Consider the following 16,086-nt stretch of genomic DNA (forward strand, 5'->3'; position numbering starts at 1 on the left):
TCGGCGTGGGACTGCAGCTCGGAGCCATTGTCAGCGCCCTTGGGGGCGAGCTTCACGGGGACCCGGCACTGTCCATCGAACGGCTTGCGCCGCTGCAGAACGCACAGCCCGATGCGCTCAGCTTCCTGAGCCATCCCAAATACCAGCAGGAACTGGCGGCGTCCAAGGCCGCCTGCGTGATCGTCGCACCGGCCATGCGCGAGGCCGCGGCCGCGCGCGGGGCGTTCATTCTCGCGGCCGATCCCTACCTTTATTTCGCGCGCCTCACGCAGCTGTGGAAGGCGCATCACGCGCGGCCCGAGGCCGACCGCATCCATCCCTCCGCAGTGATCCATCCCGAGGCCCTGGTGGACACCACGGCGCGCATCGGTGCCTTGTGCGTGGTGGAGCGGGGCGCGCGCATCGGCGCCGGCACGGTCCTCAAGTCGCGCGTGACGATCAGCGAAGACTGCGTGGTCGGCGAGCGCTGCCTGCTGCATCCGGGTGTGGTGATCGGCGCCGACGGCTTCGGACTGGCGCCGCACGAGGGCGCCTGGGTCAAGATCGAGCAACTGGGCGCGGTGCGCATCGGCAACGACGTCGAGATCGGCGCCAATACCTGCATCGACCGCGGCGCGCTCGACGACACCGTGATCGAGGACGGCGTCAAGCTCGACAACCTGATCCAGATCGGCCACAACGTGCATGTCGGCAAGCACACCGCCATGGCCGGCTGCGTCGGCGTGGCGGGCAGCGCCACCATTGGTGCGCACTGCACCTTTGGCGGCGGTGCGATCGTGCTCGGCCATCTGACGGTGGCCGACGGAGTTCATGTGTCCGCGGCAACCGTGGTGACCCGCTCGATCCGCAAGGCCGGCCAATACACCGGCATGTTCCCCATCGACGACAATGCGAACTGGGAAAAGAACGCGGCAACGCTCAAGCAGTTGCACAGCCTGCGCGAACGACTCAAGGCGCTCGAAAAGGCCCCTCAGAAAAAGTGAAGACGATGCAGGAACAGAAAATCATGACGACGACGCTCGATATCCATCAAATCCTCAAGCTGCTGCCCCACCGCTACCCGTTCCTGCTGGTGGATCGCGTGCTGGACATGGAAAAGGGCAAGCGCATCACGGCGCTCAAGAACGTGACGATGAACGAGCCGTTCTTCAACGGCCACTTTCCGCACCGTCCGGTGATGCCGGGCGTGCTCATGCTCGAAGCCATGGCGCAGGCGGCCGCACTGCTGTCATTTCATTCGCTCGACATCGTGCCCGATGACAACACCGTCTACTACTTCGCGGCCATCGACGGCGCGCGCTTCAAGCGCCCTGTGGAGCCCGGCGACCAGCTCACGCTCGAAGTCGAGATCGAGCGCATGAAGGCCGGCATCTCCAAGTTCAAGGGCCGCGCGCTGGTGGGCAGCGAACTGGCCTGCGAGGCCACGCTGATGTGCGCGATGCGCCAGATCAACTGATCCTGGGCGGTTACGACAAGGCATGACGCAGGTTCATCCCACAGCGCTCGTCGACTCGAAGGCACAGCTGGACGCCTCCGTTTCGGTCGGGCCCTACACCGTGATCGGCCCGTACGTGCGGGTCGGCGCCGGCACGACCATCGGTGCGCATTGCGTGATCGAAGGGCGCACCACCATCGGCCGCGACAACCGGATCTTTCAGTTTTCCTCGCTCGGCGCTATTCCGCAGGACAAGAAATACGCCGGCGAGCCTACAGAGCTCGTCATCGGCGACCGCAACGTCATCCGCGAGTTCTGCACCTTCAACCTCGGCGTGCCGGGCGCGGGCGGCGTCACGCGGGTGGGGAACGACAACTGGATCATGGCGTACACGCACATCGCGCACGACTGCCGTGTCGATGACCACACCACGCTGGCCAACAACACCACGCTGGCCGGCCACGTACACCTGGCCGACTGGGTCACGATCGGCGGTCTGACCGGCATCCACCAGTTCGTCTCGGTCGGTGCCCATGCCATGGTCGGCTTTGCCAGCGCCGTGTCGCAGGACGTGCCTCCCTTCATGCTGGTCGACGGCAATCCGCTGGCGGTGCGCGGCTTCAACGTGGTGGGCCTGCGCCGCCGCGATTTTTCGGCGCCGCGCCTGGCCGCGGTCAAGCAGATGCACCGCCTGCTGTACCGACAGGGCAAGACGCTCGAAGACGCGCGCGCCGGCATCGCCGCACTGGCTGCCGAAACGCCGGAGGCAGCTGCAGACGTGGCGCTGATGGAGCAGTTCCTGGCCCAATCGACACGCGGCATCGCGCGTTGAAGTAAGACAGGCAGCGCCATGGGCAAGGACGAACAGCGACGCTTCGCGCTGGTCGCGGGAGAAGCTTCCGGCGACCTGCTGGCCGGCCTTCTGCTCGACGGCCTGCAGGCGCGTTGGCCCTCGCTCCAGACCATGGGCATCGGCGGGCCCCGCATGCTCGCGCACGGACTGCAGAGCTGGTGGCCGCAGGAAAAGCTCGCGGTGCGCGGCTACATCGAAGTGCTGCGTCACTATGCCGAGATCGCCGGCATTCGGCGCCAGCTCAAGGCGCGGCTGCTGCGCGAATGGCCCGAACTCTTCATTGGCGTCGACGCCCCCGATTTCAATCTCGATCTCGAAGCCGGACTTCGCAGCCGCGGCATGAAGACCGTGCACTTCGTCTGCCCGTCGATCTGGGCCTGGCGTGCCGATCGCATCGAAAAGATCCGGGCCGCGGCGGACCACGTGCTGTGCATCTTTCCATTCGAGCCGGCGCTGCTGGCCGAGCATGGCGTGCAGGGCAGCTACGTCGGCCATCCGCTGGCCAATGTGATTCCGATGGCGCCCGACCGCGCCGGGGCCCGCGCGGCCCTCGGCCTCGCGCCGGATGCGCAGGTCGTGGCCTTGCTGCCAGGCAGCCGCCGTTCGGAAGTGCGCTACCTTGCCGCCCGTTTTTTTGCCGCCGCGGCGCAGATGCTCAAGACACGGCCGGCACTCCAGTTCGTCGCGCCGATCCTGCCGGGGCTGCGCGTCGAGGTCGAGGCGCTGCTGCAGGCCAGCGGCGCGGCGGGCCGGGTACAACTGCTCGACGGCCAGTCGCATGCCGCGCTGGCCGCCTGCGACGCCACCCTGATCGCCAGCGGCACCGCCACGCTCGAGGCGGCGCTGTTCAAGCGGCCGATGGTCATCGCGTACAACATGAATGCACTGTCATGGCGCCTGATGCAGCGCAAGCAGCTCCAGCCCTGGGTCGGCCTGCCCAACATCCTGTCGCGCGAATTCGTGGTGCCCGAGCTGCTGCAGGAGGCCGCCACGCCGCAGGCGCTGGCCGACGCCACGCTGGCCTGGCTCGATGCGCCCGAAAAAACGCGGACGCTGCAACAAAAATTTTCAGAGCTGCACGTGCAACTGCAGCGCGATACGCCCACACTTTGCGCCGATGCGATCCAGAAAGTTCTTGAAGGCTGAGCAGGCGGCCCTCGTGTGGGACGCGCCAGGCCTCGTTGCGGGCGTTGACGAGGCGGGCCGCGGGCCGCTGGCCGGCCCGGTCGTGGCAGCGGCTGTCATCCTGGACGACCAGCGGCCGATCCGCGGCCTGGCCGATTCCAAGACGCTCACGGCCCTGCAGCGTGAACGCCTGCACGACCAGATTCTTGCCAAGGCGCTGTGCTGCTCGGTGGCGCAGGCCACGGTCGAGGAAATCGACACCCACAACATCCTGCAGGCCACCATGCTCGCCATGCGCCGCGCGGTCGAAGGGCTGCGCCTGAAGCCCGCCAAGGTGCTGGTCGACGGCAACCGCCTGCCCACGCTGGACGTGCTGGCCGAGGCCATCGTCAAGGGCGATGCGCGGGTCAAGGCGATATCCGCCGCTTCGATCCTGGCCAAGGTCCACCGCGACCGGCTGTGCGAGCAATTGCATGTCGAGTTCCCGCACTATGGCTTTGCCGGCCACAAGGGCTACGGCACGCCGGAGCACCTGGAGGCGCTGCAGCGCCATGGCGCGTGCATTCATCACCGCAGGTCGTTCAGCCCAGTGGCCGCGGCGCTGGCACGCACCGCGGACGGTGCGGCGCCGCTTGTGCTCGATGCCACGATGCCGGCTCCGATCGAAATGCCAGCGGTCGAGACAGTGCACCTCGACCTGCGCACCGCGTCCTGAGTCGAAGCATGACCAGCCCCACCGGCGCGAACCACATCAGTTCGCGCGACAACTCGCTGCTCAAGGACCTGCGCAAGCTGGCCCAGGACCCGGGTGCCTACCGCAAGCTGGGCCGCGTCTGGCTCGAAGGCGACCATCTCTGCCGGGCGGCGCTTGCGCGCGGCATCCGGCCTGCGGTCGCCGTCTTTTCGGAGTCCTTTTGGCCATCGGCGCCCGCCGAATGGGTGAGCTCTGCTATCAAAACGGTAGTGATCGACGACGATCTGCTGCGGGCCGTCAGCGGCCTGGAGTCGCCTGCGCCGATGGGCTTTGTGCTGGATCTGCCGGAGCGGCCGGCTTTGCTTCCCGATGCACCCAGCGTGGTGCTCGACCGCCTGCAGGACGCCGGCAACGCCGGGTCCATCCTGCGCAGCGCGGCGGCTTTCGGGTTCAAGCAGGTGATCGCGCTCAAGGGCACGGCGGCCTTGTGGGCGCCGAAGGTGCTGCGTGCCGGCATGGGCGCGCATTTCGGGCTGCGGCTGATCGAAGGTGTGGAAGCCGATGCGCTCGACGAACTGAAGGTGCCGCTGGTGGCCACCAGTTCCCACCGGGGCGACTGGCTGCACCAGGCGAGGCTGCCGCATCCTTGCGCATGGCTGCTGGGGCATGAAGGGCAGGGCGTTTCGCCGGCGCTGGAAGCCCGCGCCGGCCTTCACATCCGGATCGCGCAGCCTGGCGGGGAGGAGTCGCTGAACGTGGCGGCCGCGGCGGCGATCTGCCTGCATGCGAGCGGTGCGGCGGCGCTTGCCCAGGCGGCTCGCTGATCTTATAGGCATGGGGCGCGAATGTTTTCCGGCCCTGCAAGGCGAGAGGGCGATGCCGCCGGGCTACAATCGGGGGCTTACTCGCAATAGCGTCGCCCGGCCGCCTTTAACGCCAAAATCCCCTTAAGCAGCAGTCCGCAGGCAACGCGCCTGGGGCTCCGGGCGACCGTAACCATCCGGAGAACCCAGTGCTTTTGTCTCTCAAGGGAAGTTTCCCGCCCGCCATCCTGGCGCTCGCAGACGGCACGGTCTTTCAAGGCAATTCGATCGGAGCCGCCGGCTCCACGACCGGCGAGGTGGTGTTCAACACCGCCATGACCGGTTACCAGGAAATCCTCACCGACCCGAGTTACTGCCAGCAGATCGTGACGCTCACGTATCCGCACATCGGCAACTACGGCGTCAACGGGGAAGACATCGAAGCCGACAAGATCCATGCCGCGGGCCTGATCATCAAGGACCTGCCCCTCGTTGCCTCCAACTTCCGCAAGACCGCCACCCTGAGCGAATACCTCGTGGCCGGCAAGACGGTGGCCATCGCGAACATCGACACCCGCAAGCTCACGCGCCACCTGCGCACCCATGGCGCGCAGAACGGCTGCATCCTGGGCCTGGCCGCGGGCGAGGCCGTGACCCAGGCGCTGGTCGACAAGGCCATCGCCGCCGCCAAGGCCGCACCGAGCATGGCCGGGCTCGACCTGGCCAAGGTGGTGTCGGTCACGCAGACCTACGAATGGACCGAGACCGAATGGAAGCTGGGCGCGGGCTACGGCGTGCAGATCACGCCGAAGTTCCACGTCGTGGCCTTCGACTACGGGGTCAAGAAGAACATCCTGCGCATGATCGCTCAGCGCGGTGCCCGCATCACCGTGGTGCCGGCGCAAACGCCCGCGGCCGACGTGCTCAAGCTCAAGCCTGACGGCATCTTCCTGGCCAACGGCCCGGGGGACCCGGAGCCCTGCGACTACGCCATCAGCGCGGTCAAGGAACTGATCGAGACCGGCATTCCCACCTTCGGCATCTGCCTGGGCCACCAGATCATGGCGCTGGCCTCGGGCGCCAAGACCTTCAAGATGAAGTTCGGCCACCACGGCGCGAACCATCCGGTGAAGGACCTGGACAACGGCCGCGTGAGCATCACCAGCCAGAACCATGGCTTCGCGGTCGATGAAAAGTCGCTGCCGGCCAACCTGCGCCCCACCCACATCAGCCTGTTCGACAACACGCTGCAGGGCCTTGCGCGCACCGACAAGCCGGCGTTCTGCTTCCAGGGCCACCCGGAAGCCTCGCCCGGCCCGCACGACATCGGCTACCTGTTCGACCGCTTCACCGCGCTCATGGAGCAGGCACGTGGCTGATGCACCCGCGGTGCTCGACGTCTCGGTGCTCGCCGCATTGCGCGATGCCGAGGGCAAGATCTATGTGCTGCGCGGCCTGAAAGTCATGCTGGCGCAGGACCTTGCCGCGCTCTATGGCGTCGAGACCCGGGTGCTGTTGCAGGCCATGCGCCGCAACCTCGATCGTTTTCCGGCGGATTTCGCCTTCACCCTCGAGAACCACGACCTCGAGGCTTTGAGATCACAGCTTGTGATCTCAAAGCCCGAGAAGCCTGGCTCCGGCGGCGCGCGCTACCGCAGCGTGGCCTTCACCGAACAGGGCGTGGCCATGTTGTCGAGCGTGCTGCGCAGCGAACGCGCCGTGGCCGTCAACATCGAGATCATGCGTACCTTCGTCAAGCTGCGCAGCATGCTGTCGGAGCACGCCGATCTCAAGCGCAAGCTGAATGCGCTGGAACAGCGATACGACCAGAACTTTCGCGATGTATTCAACGCGATCCATCAATTGATGGATGAGCCGAAGCCGGGCGCTTACAGCGGCCGCGGCATCGGTTTCACCAAGGACAAATAAGATGCCCAAGCGCTCAGACCTCCAATCCATTCTCATCATCGGCGCCGGCCCGATCATCATCGGCCAGGCCTGCGAGTTCGACTACTCCGGCGTGCAGGCCTGCAAGGCACTGCGCGAGGAGGGCTACAAGGTCATCCTGATCAACAGCAACCCCGCGACGATCATGACCGACCCGGCCACCGCCGACGTCACCTACATCGAGCCCATCACCTGGCAGACGGTCGAGAAGATCATTGCCAAGGAGCGCCCCGATGCGATCCTGCCGACCATGGGCGGCCAGACCGCACTCAACTGTGCGCTCGACCTCTGGCGCAACGGCGTGCTCGACAAGTACACCGGCGCGGCCACCAACAAACCGGTCGAACTGATCGGCGCCACGCCCGAAGCCATCGACAAGGCCGAGGACCGCCTGAAGTTCAAGGACGCGATGACCAAGATCGGTCTGGGCTCGGCCCGCTCCGGCATCGCCCATTCGATGGACGAAGCCTGGGCCGTGCAGAAGTCGGTCGGCTTCCCGACCGTGATCCGCCCCAGCTTCACGCTCGGCGGCACCGGCGGCGGCATCGCCTACAACCCGGAAGAGTTCGAGACCATCTGCAAGCGCGGCATCGAAGCCTCGCCGACCAACGAGCTGCTGATTGAAGAGTCGCTGCTCGGCTGGAAGGAGTACGAGATGGAAGTCGTGCGCGACAAGGCCGACAACTGCATCATCGTCTGCTCGATCGAAAACCTCGACCCGATGGGCGTGCACACTGGCGACTCGATCACCGTGGCACCGGCGCAGACGCTCTCCGACAAGGAATACCAGATCCTGCGCAACGCCTCGCTGGCCGTGCTGCGCGAGATCGGCGTCGATACCGGCGGCTCGAACGTGCAGTTCTCGATCAACCCGAAGGACGGCCGCATGGTCGTCATCGAGATGAACCCGCGCGTCTCGCGTTCGTCGGCGCTGGCCTCCAAGGCCACCGGCTTCCCGATCGCCAAGGTCGCGGCCAAGCTGGCCGTGGGCTACACGCTCGACGAGCTGCGCAACGAGATCACCGGCGGCGCCACGCCCGCGTCGTTCGAGCCGTCGATCGACTACGTGGTCACCAAGATCCCGCGTTTCGCGTTCGAGAAATTCCCGCAGGCCGATTCGCGCCTGACCACGCAGATGAAGTCGGTGGGCGAGGTGATGGCCATGGGCCGCACCTTCCAGGAGTCGTTCCAGAAGGCGCTGCGCGGCCTCGAAGTGGGCGTGGACGGCCTCAACGAGAAGACGCAGGACCGCGAAGTGCTCGAGAAGGAACTGGGCGAGCCCGGCCCCGAGCGCATCTGGTACGTGGGCGATGCCTTCGCCATGGGCCTGAGCGTCGATGAAGTGTTCGCGCTGACCAAGATCGACCAGTGGTTCCTGGTGCAGATCGAGGAGATCGTGAAGATCGAGCTCGAACTGGAAACCAAGTCGCTGGCCGACATCGACAAGGACACGCTGCTCGCGCTCAAGAAAAAGGGCTTCTCCGACCGCCGCCTCGCCAAGCAGCTCAAGACCACCGATACGGCGGTGCGTGAAAAGCGCCGCGCGCTGGGCGTGCGCCCGGTCTACAAGCGCGTGGACACCTGCGCGGCCGAGTTCGCGACCAACACGGCCTACATGTACTCGACCTACGAGGACGAGTGCGAGGCCGATCCGACCGACAAGAAGAAAATCATGGTGCTCGGCGGCGGCCCCAACCGTATCGGCCAGGGCATCGAGTTCGACTACTGCTGCGTGCATGCCGCGCTCGCGATGCGCGAGGACGGCTACGAGACCATCATGGTCAACTGCAACCCCGAGACCGTGTCGACCGACTACGACACCTCGGACCGCCTGTACTTCGAGCCGCTCACGCTCGAGGACGTGCTGGAGATCGTCGACAAGGAAAAGCCGCTCGGCGTGATCGTGCAGTACGGCGGCCAGACGCCGCTCAAGCTCGCGCTCGACCTCGAAGCCAACGGCGTGCCGATCATCGGCACCTCGCCCGACATGATCGACGCGGCCGAAGACCGCGAGCGCTTCCAGAAGCTGCTGCACGAGCTCAAGCTGCTGCAGCCGCCGAATGCCACCGCGCGCACCGAACCCGAGGCGCTCGAAAAGGCCGCGGCGCTGGGCTATCCGCTGGTGGTGCGCCCGAGCTACGTGCTCGGCGGCCGCGCGATGGAAATCGTGCACGAGCAGCGCGACCTCGAGCGCTACATGCGCGAGGCCGTGAAGGTCAGCAACGACTCTCCGGTGCTGCTCGACCGCTTCCTGAACGACGCCGTCGAATGCGACGTCGACTGCCTGCGCGACGCCGAGGGCCAGACCCTGATCGGCGGCGTGATGGAGCACATCGAGCAGGCCGGCGTGCACTCGGGCGACTCCGCCTGCTCGCTGCCGCCCTACAGCCTGAGCACCGAGACCATTGCCGAGCTGAAGCGCCAGAGCGCTGCCATGGCCGCCGCGCTCAACGTGGTCGGCCTGATGAACGTGCAGTTCGCCATCCAGCAGAAGGACGGCAAGGACGTCATCTACGTGCTCGAAGTGAACCCGCGGGCTTCCCGCACCGTGCCCTACGTGAGCAAAGCCACCGGCATTCAGCTCGCCAAGGTGGCGGCACGCTGCATGGCCGGCCAGTCGCTCAAGTCGCAGGGCGTGACCAAGGAAGTCACGCCGCCGTACTTCAGCGTGAAGGAAGCAGTGTTCCCGTTCGTCAAGTTCCCGGGCGTGGACACCATCCTCGGCCCCGAGATGAAGTCGACCGGCGAAGTCATGGGCGTGGGCAAGACCTTCGGCGAGGCCTTCGTGAAGTCGCAGCTGGGCGCCGGCACGCACCTGCCGAAGTCGGGCAAGGTCTTCATCTCGGTGAAGAACAACGACAAGGCGCGTGCCGTGGAAGTGGCGCGCGGCCTGGTCAAGCTGGGCTTCGAGATCATCGCCACCAAGGGCACGGCCGCCGCCATCGGCGCCGCGGGCATCGAATGTGCGACGGTGAACAAGGTGACCGAGGGCCGCCCGCACATCGTGGACATGATCAAGAACAACGAGATCGCACTGGTCATCAACACGGTGGAAGAGCGCCGCAATGCGATCAACGACTCGCGCCAGATCCGTACGTCGGCATTGCTGGCGCGCGTGACCACCTTCACCACGATCTTCGGCGCAGAAGCCGCGGTCGAGGGCATGGGCTTCATGGACGAGCTCGGCGTGATCTCGGTGCAGGAGATGCACGCGCAGCTGGCAGCCGCCTGAGCGTTGCCATGGAAACGCAGCTCGTCGAACTGGGCCTTGCGGACTGGAGCGCGGCCACGCCCAACGAGGAGTGGATCGCGCAGCTGGAAGCGGGCAAGGTGCTGTACTTTCCGCGCCTGGGTTTCGAGCTGCTGCCCGAAGAGCGCAGCCTGCTGACGCCCAGCCTGCTGTCGCCCGACGTGCGCAACATCAGCCTCGATGCCAACGGCAAGCTCAAGGGCGTGGCCGGCGACGAGGCGGTGCAGCGTGCTGCCGCCGCGATGGTGGGGCGCTTTCGCGCGCAGGCGCAGCAGCTGATCCACGGCCTGCTGCCGCACTACACGCCGGCCCTGCGCCTGGCACCGACCAGCTACCGGCCGGCAAAGGTCGAGACGCGCGTGCAGTCGTGGCGTGCCGACGACCGGCGACTGCATGTCGACGCCTTCCCGTCGCGGCCCAACTATGGCGAGCGCATCCTGCGCGTGTTCACCAACGTCAATCCCGAGGGCGCACCGCGCGTGTGGCGCGTGGGCGAGCCTTTCGAGGACATCGCCAGGCGCTTCCTGCCGCGTGCCAAGCCCTATGTGCGCTGGCAGGCCAAGCTGCTGCAGGCGCTGCACGTGACCAAGTCGTTTCGCAGCGAGTACGACCACCTGATGCTTCAGCTGCACGATGGCATGAAGTCGGACATGGCCTACCAGGAAAACTCACCGCAGGAGAAGGCCGAGTTCCCGCCGGGTTCGGTGTGGGTGTGCTTTTCCGACCAGACCTCGCACGCCGTCATGGCGGGCCAGTACATGCTCGAGCAGACCCTTCATCTGCCCGCGTCGAAGCAATACAATCCGTATTCGAGCCCGCTCGCCATCCTGAGCCGGCTGACCGGACGCACACTCGTCTGATCCTGTCCCCCAATCGACCGCCGAACGGCAGCGTTCGGCGGTTTCGCTTTATGGAGAACCAAACATGGCCACCATTCCAATTACCAAGCGCGGTGCCGAGAAGCTGCGCGCCGAGCTGCATCAGCTCAAGACCGTGGACCGCCCCTGGGTCATCAATGCGATCTCCGAAGCCCGCGCGCAGGGCGATCTGAGCGAGAACGCCGAATATGAAGTCGCCAAGGACCGCCAGGGCTTCATCGAGGGCCGCATCCAGGAAGTCGAGGGCAAGCTTTCGGCCGCGCAGATCATCGACCCGGCCGAGCTCGACGCCGGCGGCAAGGTGGTGTTCGGCTCCACGGTGGAACTCGAGGAAGAAGAATCGGGCGAGGCCGTCAAATACCAGATCGTCGGCGAGGACGAGGCCGACTTGAAGCTGGGCCTGATCAACATCTCCAGCCCGATCGCGCGCGCGCTCATCGGCAAGGAAGAGGGCGACACCGCCGAGGTGCAGGCGCCCGGCGGCCTCAAGCGCTACGAGATCGTGGCCGTGCGCTACATCTGACCGGCAGGATGAAAGACCGCCTCGCGCTGCTGCTGGCCGCCTTCTGGTGGGGCAGCCTCACGACGATCGGTTTCCTGGTCGTGCCGATGCTTTTCGCGAGGCTCGGCAATCCCGCGGTGGCCGGCAATTTCGCGGGCCAGCTGTTCGAGGCGCAGAGCTGGATTGCCATTGCCTGCGGCCTGCTCCTGCTGGTTCACTTCCGCACGAAGATGGACCAGCGCATCGACAACGCCTCGATGGGCGCCATCTTCCTGATCCTGGGTGCGCTGCTGCTGGCGCTACTGCAGCAATATGCCGTGGCGCCGCGCATTCTTGCGCGCGACAACCTCAAGCTGTGGCACGCCGTGGGAAGCGGCATGTACGTGGTTCAGTGGCTCTGTGCCGGCGCGCTGCTGTGGCGCATGGGCGGCCGGGCGCCCGCTGCGGCCTGAACGCCGACGGCAGCAGGACGACTTGCACCGTCCCTGCCGCCTTCCCGTTCATTCCTTCCAGAATCTGCCGATCCAGTTCGCCGGCCGGATGTAGCGGAAAGCCCGGTTGCGCCGGCCCGCCAGCGCGTCGGGCGGGTTGCATTCGCCATGGAACACCATGATGCGCGCGCCCTCTGGCACGAAGGGCTCTTCCCAGTAGTTGGTCGGCCACATCGGAATGCCGTGGTACTTGAAGCTCGGGCACCAGGCCGCGGGCCAGTAGGAGAGCTTGCCCTGCTTGTGCAGCACGTCGGACAGATAGGCCTGCTCGTTGCGGTACTCGGCCTGGACCTTGTCCATGTTGGCGCGGAAATACGCCAGCACATCGGCATGGGCACCGAGCTCGAAGCGGTAGACCGATGAATTTCCGGTGATCCGCTCGCGCCGCCAGGGGCGCGCGTAGTCGTGAATGATCAGGAATTCGCCGGGCTGCTCGAAGAAGGCGTCGAGGCTGCCGACGACGACCACGTCCACATCCAGGAACAGCGCGGTGCCGCGCAGGCCGTGCAGGTCCTTTTCGAAGGTGGTGAGCTTCTTCCACGCGCCGTCGCGCTGGCCGGGCGCCAGCTGCAGGTTGAGCGGCGGGATCGGCAGGCAGGTCACCTCGGGGCGGATGCCGGTGCCGTCGTCCGTCAGGCACACGAACTTGAAGTCGCCGCTGAGATTGCGGCGCACCATCGCGAAGAGGCGGTTGACGTAATCGGGGCCGTATTTCGTGCCCCACTTCATGCAGAGAATGTGGCGCTGCGCGCCTTGCGCTGGCGCCAAGTTCAGTCTGCCTGGTTGCGTTTCTTGGCCGAGAGCGGCCGCTTGGCCTTGGCGCGCTTGATGGTGCCGCCGGGCGTGAGCCGCTGGTTGCCGAGCACGCGCAGGGTCTTGATTTCGGGCCGCTGGCCGCCGCGCTTGCTGTACTTCAGCACCTTGATGTCGCGCGGGCCGGGCATGCGGTCTTCATCGACCACGCGCTCCTTCTCGGGCTTGGGGCGCCACAGCACCAGCAGCTTGCCGATGTGCTGGATGGGGGCGGCGCCGAGCTCGTCGGCGAGTTCTTGCAGCATGGCATCGCGGGCCAGACGGTCGTCGGAGAAGACACGGATCTTGATCAGGCCGTGGGCCTTGAGCGCCGCGTCGGCCTCTTTCTTCACGGCAGGGGTGAGCCCGTCTCCACCGACCATGACGATCGGATCCAGGTGGTGAGCTTCGGCGCGGTGCACCTTGCGCTCGGCAGGGGTAAGTTGAATGGCGGGCATCCCCGTATTATCGAGGGTAGAAAGCAACCTCTCGAAGGCCGGGCCGCTTCCAAGGCGAATACCGCAGCGCGAAGCACGGGAGGCCACCCATGAGCACCAAGGCAAAAAGCAAAAAAGTCAACAAGGCGTGGCTGCACGACCACATCAACGACCCGTACGTGAAACTGGCCACGCGCGAGGGATACCGCGCACGCGCCGCCTACAAGCTCAAGGAAATCGACGAATCGCTCGGCCTGGTCAGGCCGGGCCAGCTGGTGGTCGACCTGGGTTCCACGCCCGGAGCCTGGAGCCAGTACCTGCGCCGGCGCATGTCGCCCGAAGGCGCGGCGGCCGGCGAGCTGAACGGCACCATCATCGCGCTGGACATCCTGCCGATGGAGCCGATCGAGGGCGTGACCTTCCTGCAGGGCGATTTCCGCGAGGCGGAGCTGCTGGAACAGGTGCTGGGCGTGCTGGCCGGCCGGAAGGCCGACCTGGTGGTTTCCGACATGGCGCCCAACCTGTCAGGCATCCATTCGGCCGATGCGGCCCGCGTGGCGCACCTGATCGAGCTTGCAATCGACTTCGCCCAGCACCACCTGAAGCCCGAGGGGGCGCTGGTGGCCAAGCTCTTCCATGGCAGCGGCTATGACGAGCTGGTGAAGCTGTTCAAGGCGAACTTCCGCACCGTGAAACCCTTCAAACCCAAGGCCTCGCGCGACAAATCGTCCGAAACCTTTCTTGTCGGCATGGGTCTGAAGGCTCAGGAAACGCTTTGATACCTTGACGCCAAGGCCCTGAAAGCGCGCCCATGTGGCGCAAACCCTGGTCCGGCTATGGCTGCTTTAGGGAAATGCCCGCTTTTCGCAGCTTGAAAAGCCTAAAATGGGGCGCAATTGCGTATCCATAGCGCGTTCTTTTCACAATCTTGTCACGCGCTTTCGACTGGAGCTTCGTTTGAACAATCAGTGGTTTTCCAAAGTTGCCGTATGGCTCGTCATTGCCATGGTGTTGTTCACTGTGTTCAAGCAGTTCGACACCCGCGGCGGTGTCGGCTCAGGGACGGTGAGCTATTCGGAGTTCCTGGATCAGGTCCGAAACAACCAGATCAAGAGCGCCGTCATTCCTGAAGGTGCCGGCGGCGGAGAAATCGTGGCCGTCACCAACGAGGATCGCAAGATCCGCACGACCGCCACCGTGCTCGACCGCGGCCTGGTGGGCGACCTGATCGACCACAACGTCAAGTTCGACGTCAAGCCGCGCGAAGAGGGCTCGCTCCTCATGACGCTCTTGGTGAGCTGGGGGCCGATGCTGCTCCTGATCGGGGTCTGGATCTACTTCATGCGGCAGATGCAGGGCGGCGGCAAAGGCGGGGCGTTCAGCTTCGGCAAGAGCAAGGCCCGCATGATGGACGAGAACAACAACACGGTCACTTTCGCCGACGTCGCGGGCTGCGACGAGGCCAAGGAAGAAGTCCGCGAGGTGGTCGACTTCCTGAAGGACCCGCAGCGCTTCCAGAAGCTCGGCGGCCGCATTCCGCGCGGCCTGCTGCTGGTCGGCCCTCCGGGTACCGGCAAGACCTTGCTGGCCAAGTCGATTGCCGGCGAAGCCAAGGTGCCGTTCTTCTCGATCTCGGGTTCCGACTTCGTCGAAATGTTCGTCGGCGTGGGCGCGGCCCGCGTGCGCGACATGTTCGAGAACGCCAAGAAGAACGCGCCCTGCATCATCTTCATCGACGAAATCGATGCGGTGGGCCGCCAGCGCGGTGCCGGCCTGGGTGGCGGCAACGACGAGCGCGAGCAAACCCTGAACCAGATGCTGGTCGAGATGGACGGCTTCGAAACCAACCTGGGCGTGATCGTGGTGGCTGCCACCAACCGCCCGGACATCCTGGACGCCGCGCTGCTGCGCCCGGGCCGCTTCGACCGCCAGGTGTACGTGACGCTGCCCGACATCCGCGGCCGCGAGCAGATCCTGGGCGTTCACATGCGCAAGGTGCCGCTCGGCCAGGACGTGAACCCGAGCGTCATCGCACGCGGCACGCCCGGCATGTCCGGCGCCGACCTGGCCAACCTCTGCAACGAAGCCGCCCTGATGGCCGCACGCCGCAATGCGCGCGTGGTCGAGATGCAGGACTTCGAGAAGGCCAAGGACAAGATCTTCATGGGCCCCGAGCGCAAGAGCATGGTCATGCCCGAGGAAGAGCGCCGCAACACGGCCTACCACGAGTCCGGCCACGCGCTCATCGGCAAGCTGCTGCCCAAGTGCGACCCGGTCCACAAGGTCACCATCATCCCGCGCGGCCGTGCCCTGGGCGTGACCATGAGCCTGCCGGCGCAGGACCGCTACAGCTATGACCGCGAATACATGCTGAACCAGATCAGCATGCTGTTCGGCGGCCGCATTGCCGAAGAAGTGTTCATGCACCAGATGACCACCGGCGCCAGCAACGACTTCGAGCGCGCGACCTCCATCGCCCGCGACATGGTCACGCGTTACGGCATGACCGACGCGCTGGGCCCGATGGTCTACGCCGAGAACGAAGGCGAAGTGTTCCTCGGCCGCTCGGTCACCAAGACCACCAACATGAGCGAGCAGACCATGGAAAAGGTCGACGCCGAAGTGCGCCGCATCATCGACGAGCAGTACGCCCTGGCGCGCCGCCTGATCGAGGAAAACAGCGACAAGATGCACGTCATGGCCAAGGCCCTGCTCGAGTGGGAAACCATCGACACGGAACAGCTCGACGACATCATGGCCGGCCGCGCACCGCGCCCGCCCAAGGACTGGACGCCGCGCATTCCGCCGTCGGGCAGTGGCGGCAGCGGCGGCACGCCGGCAGTCAATCCGGATCCGGCACCCACAGTTGCCTGAAGTGA

At 65.8% G+C, this 16,086-nt stretch carries 16 protein-coding genes; 14 read left to right on the forward strand and 2 right to left on the reverse strand.

Features of this window, described 5'->3' with window-relative positions; translation table 11 throughout:
- The first annotated feature begins 5 nt into the window (after positions 1-5).
- The 12 genes from lpxD (at position 6) to L1081_RS06660 (ending at position 11,939) form a co-directional block, all read left to right on the forward strand.
- Positions 6-983 (forward strand): UDP-3-O-(3-hydroxymyristoyl)glucosamine N-acyltransferase, encoded by a 978-nt coding sequence (gene lpxD / locus L1081_RS06605; RefSeq protein WP_489415726.1) that lies wholly within the window; start codon positions 6-8, stop codon positions 981-983.
- 5 nt (positions 984-988) lie between these two features.
- Entirely contained in the window at positions 989-1,456 is a 468-nt protein-coding gene (fabZ, locus tag L1081_RS06610) for a 3-hydroxyacyl-ACP dehydratase FabZ (RefSeq protein ID WP_307701376.1), read from the forward strand.
- A 22-nt stretch (positions 1,457-1,478) separates the two neighbouring features.
- On the forward strand, positions 1,479-2,267 hold the full coding sequence (gene lpxA, locus L1081_RS06615) for an acyl-ACP--UDP-N-acetylglucosamine O-acyltransferase (RefSeq protein ID WP_489415727.1): 789 nt from the start codon (positions 1,479-1,481) through the stop codon (positions 2,265-2,267).
- An 18-nt stretch (positions 2,268-2,285) separates the two neighbouring features.
- Entirely contained in the window at positions 2,286-3,434 is a 1,149-nt protein-coding gene (gene lpxB, locus L1081_RS06620; protein WP_489415728.1) for a lipid-A-disaccharide synthase, read from the forward strand.
- A complete protein-coding gene (rnhB, locus tag L1081_RS06625; RefSeq protein WP_489415729.1) occupies positions 3,406-4,128 on the forward strand; it encodes a ribonuclease HII in 723 nt (240 codons plus the stop codon). Before lpxB ends, rnhB begins: the two co-directional genes overlap by 29 nt.
- An 8-nt stretch (positions 4,129-4,136) precedes the next feature.
- Positions 4,137-4,931, forward strand: a complete 795-nt coding sequence (locus L1081_RS06630; RefSeq protein WP_489415730.1) for a TrmH family RNA methyltransferase — start codon at positions 4,137-4,139, stop codon at positions 4,929-4,931.
- Between the two features lie 188 nt (positions 4,932-5,119).
- On the forward strand, positions 5,120-6,289 hold the full coding sequence (gene carA, locus L1081_RS06635; RefSeq protein WP_489415731.1) for a glutamine-hydrolyzing carbamoyl-phosphate synthase small subunit: 1,170 nt from the start codon (positions 5,120-5,122) through the stop codon (positions 6,287-6,289).
- 10 nt (positions 6,290-6,299) lie between these two features.
- On the forward strand, positions 6,300-6,839 hold the full coding sequence (locus tag L1081_RS06640; RefSeq protein WP_489415732.1) for an ORF6N domain-containing protein: 540 nt from the start codon (positions 6,300-6,302) through the stop codon (positions 6,837-6,839).
- A 1-nt stretch (position 6,840) separates the two neighbouring features.
- On the forward strand, positions 6,841-10,089 hold the full coding sequence (carB, locus tag L1081_RS06645; RefSeq protein WP_489415733.1) for a carbamoyl-phosphate synthase large subunit: 3,249 nt from the start codon (positions 6,841-6,843) through the stop codon (positions 10,087-10,089).
- 8 nt (positions 10,090-10,097) lie between these two features.
- Complete coding sequence (kdoO, locus tag L1081_RS06650) at positions 10,098-10,967, forward strand: Kdo hydroxylase KdoO (protein WP_489415734.1); 870 nt, start codon at positions 10,098-10,100, stop codon at positions 10,965-10,967.
- 64 nt (positions 10,968-11,031) lie between these two features.
- Positions 11,032-11,508: a transcription elongation factor GreA gene (gene greA, locus L1081_RS06655; RefSeq protein WP_012747727.1), complete on the forward strand. Its 477-nt coding sequence runs from the start codon at positions 11,032-11,034 to the stop codon at positions 11,506-11,508.
- Positions 11,509-11,516: 8 nt separating this feature from the next.
- Entirely contained in the window at positions 11,517-11,939 is a 423-nt protein-coding gene (locus tag L1081_RS06660; protein WP_489415735.1) for a DUF4149 domain-containing protein, read from the forward strand.
- A 48-nt stretch (positions 11,940-11,987) separates the two neighbouring features.
- On the opposite strand, the gene L1081_RS06665 is transcribed toward L1081_RS06660, so the two are convergent.
- Both L1081_RS06665 and L1081_RS06670 read right to left on the reverse strand, forming a co-directional pair.
- On the reverse strand, positions 11,988-12,746 hold the full coding sequence (locus tag L1081_RS06665; RefSeq protein WP_489415736.1) for a glycosyltransferase: 759 nt from the start codon (positions 12,744-12,746) through the stop codon (positions 11,988-11,990).
- A 2-nt stretch (positions 12,747-12,748) separates the two neighbouring features.
- Positions 12,749-13,228 carry a YhbY family RNA-binding protein gene (locus L1081_RS06670; protein ID WP_012747730.1) on the reverse strand — a complete coding sequence of 160 codons (480 nt, stop codon included), beginning with the start codon at positions 13,226-13,228 and terminating at the stop codon, positions 12,749-12,751.
- Positions 13,229-13,317: 89 nt separating this feature from the next.
- Here L1081_RS06670 and L1081_RS06675 point away from each other — a divergent pair, with 89 nt between their 5' ends.
- Both L1081_RS06675 and ftsH read left to right on the forward strand, forming a co-directional pair.
- Positions 13,318-13,986, forward strand: a complete 669-nt coding sequence (locus L1081_RS06675) for an SAM-dependent methyltransferase (RefSeq protein ID WP_489415737.1) — start codon at positions 13,318-13,320, stop codon at positions 13,984-13,986.
- Between the two features lie 178 nt (positions 13,987-14,164).
- Positions 14,165-16,081 carry an ATP-dependent zinc metalloprotease FtsH gene (ftsH, locus tag L1081_RS06680; RefSeq protein ID WP_012747732.1) on the forward strand — a complete coding sequence of 639 codons (1,917 nt, stop codon included), beginning with the start codon at positions 14,165-14,167 and terminating at the stop codon, positions 16,079-16,081.
- The last annotated feature ends 5 nt before the right edge of the window (positions 16,082-16,086 follow it).

The sequence above is a fragment of the Variovorax sp. MSC1_012 genome (genome assembly GCF_023667525.1).
In the GTDB taxonomy this organism is placed as follows: Bacteria; Pseudomonadota; Gammaproteobacteria; order Burkholderiales; family Burkholderiaceae_C; genus Variovorax; species Variovorax beijingensis_B.

What these genes read in the sequence shown, in the direction of transcription:
- fabZ (WP_307701376.1), top strand. Translation starts at nt 989, where the DNA reads ATGCAGGAACAGAAAATCATGACGACGACGCTCGATATCCATCAAATC.
- lpxA (WP_489415727.1), top strand. Translation starts at nt 1,479, where the DNA reads ATGACGCAGGTTCATCCCACAGCGCTCGTCGACTCGAAGGCACAGCTG.
- lpxB (WP_489415728.1), top strand. Translation starts at nt 2,286, where the DNA reads ATGGGCAAGGACGAACAGCGACGCTTCGCGCTGGTCGCGGGAGAAGCT.
- rnhB (WP_489415729.1), top strand. Translation starts at nt 3,406, where the DNA reads ATGCGATCCAGAAAGTTCTTGAAGGCTGAGCAGGCGGCCCTCGTGTGG.
- L1081_RS06630 (WP_489415730.1), top strand. Translation starts at nt 4,137, where the DNA reads ATGACCAGCCCCACCGGCGCGAACCACATCAGTTCGCGCGACAACTCG.
- carB (WP_489415733.1), top strand. Translation starts at nt 6,841, where the DNA reads ATGCCCAAGCGCTCAGACCTCCAATCCATTCTCATCATCGGCGCCGGC.
- kdoO (WP_489415734.1), top strand. Translation starts at nt 10,098, where the DNA reads ATGGAAACGCAGCTCGTCGAACTGGGCCTTGCGGACTGGAGCGCGGCC.
- greA (WP_012747727.1), top strand. Translation starts at nt 11,032, where the DNA reads ATGGCCACCATTCCAATTACCAAGCGCGGTGCCGAGAAGCTGCGCGCC.
- L1081_RS06660 (WP_489415735.1), top strand. Translation starts at nt 11,517, where the DNA reads ATGAAAGACCGCCTCGCGCTGCTGCTGGCCGCCTTCTGGTGGGGCAGC.
- L1081_RS06670 (WP_012747730.1), bottom strand. Translation starts at nt 13,228, where the DNA reads ATGCCCGCCATTCAACTTACCCCTGCCGAGCGCAAGGTGCACCGCGCC.
- L1081_RS06675 (WP_489415737.1), top strand. Translation starts at nt 13,318, where the DNA reads ATGAGCACCAAGGCAAAAAGCAAAAAAGTCAACAAGGCGTGGCTGCAC.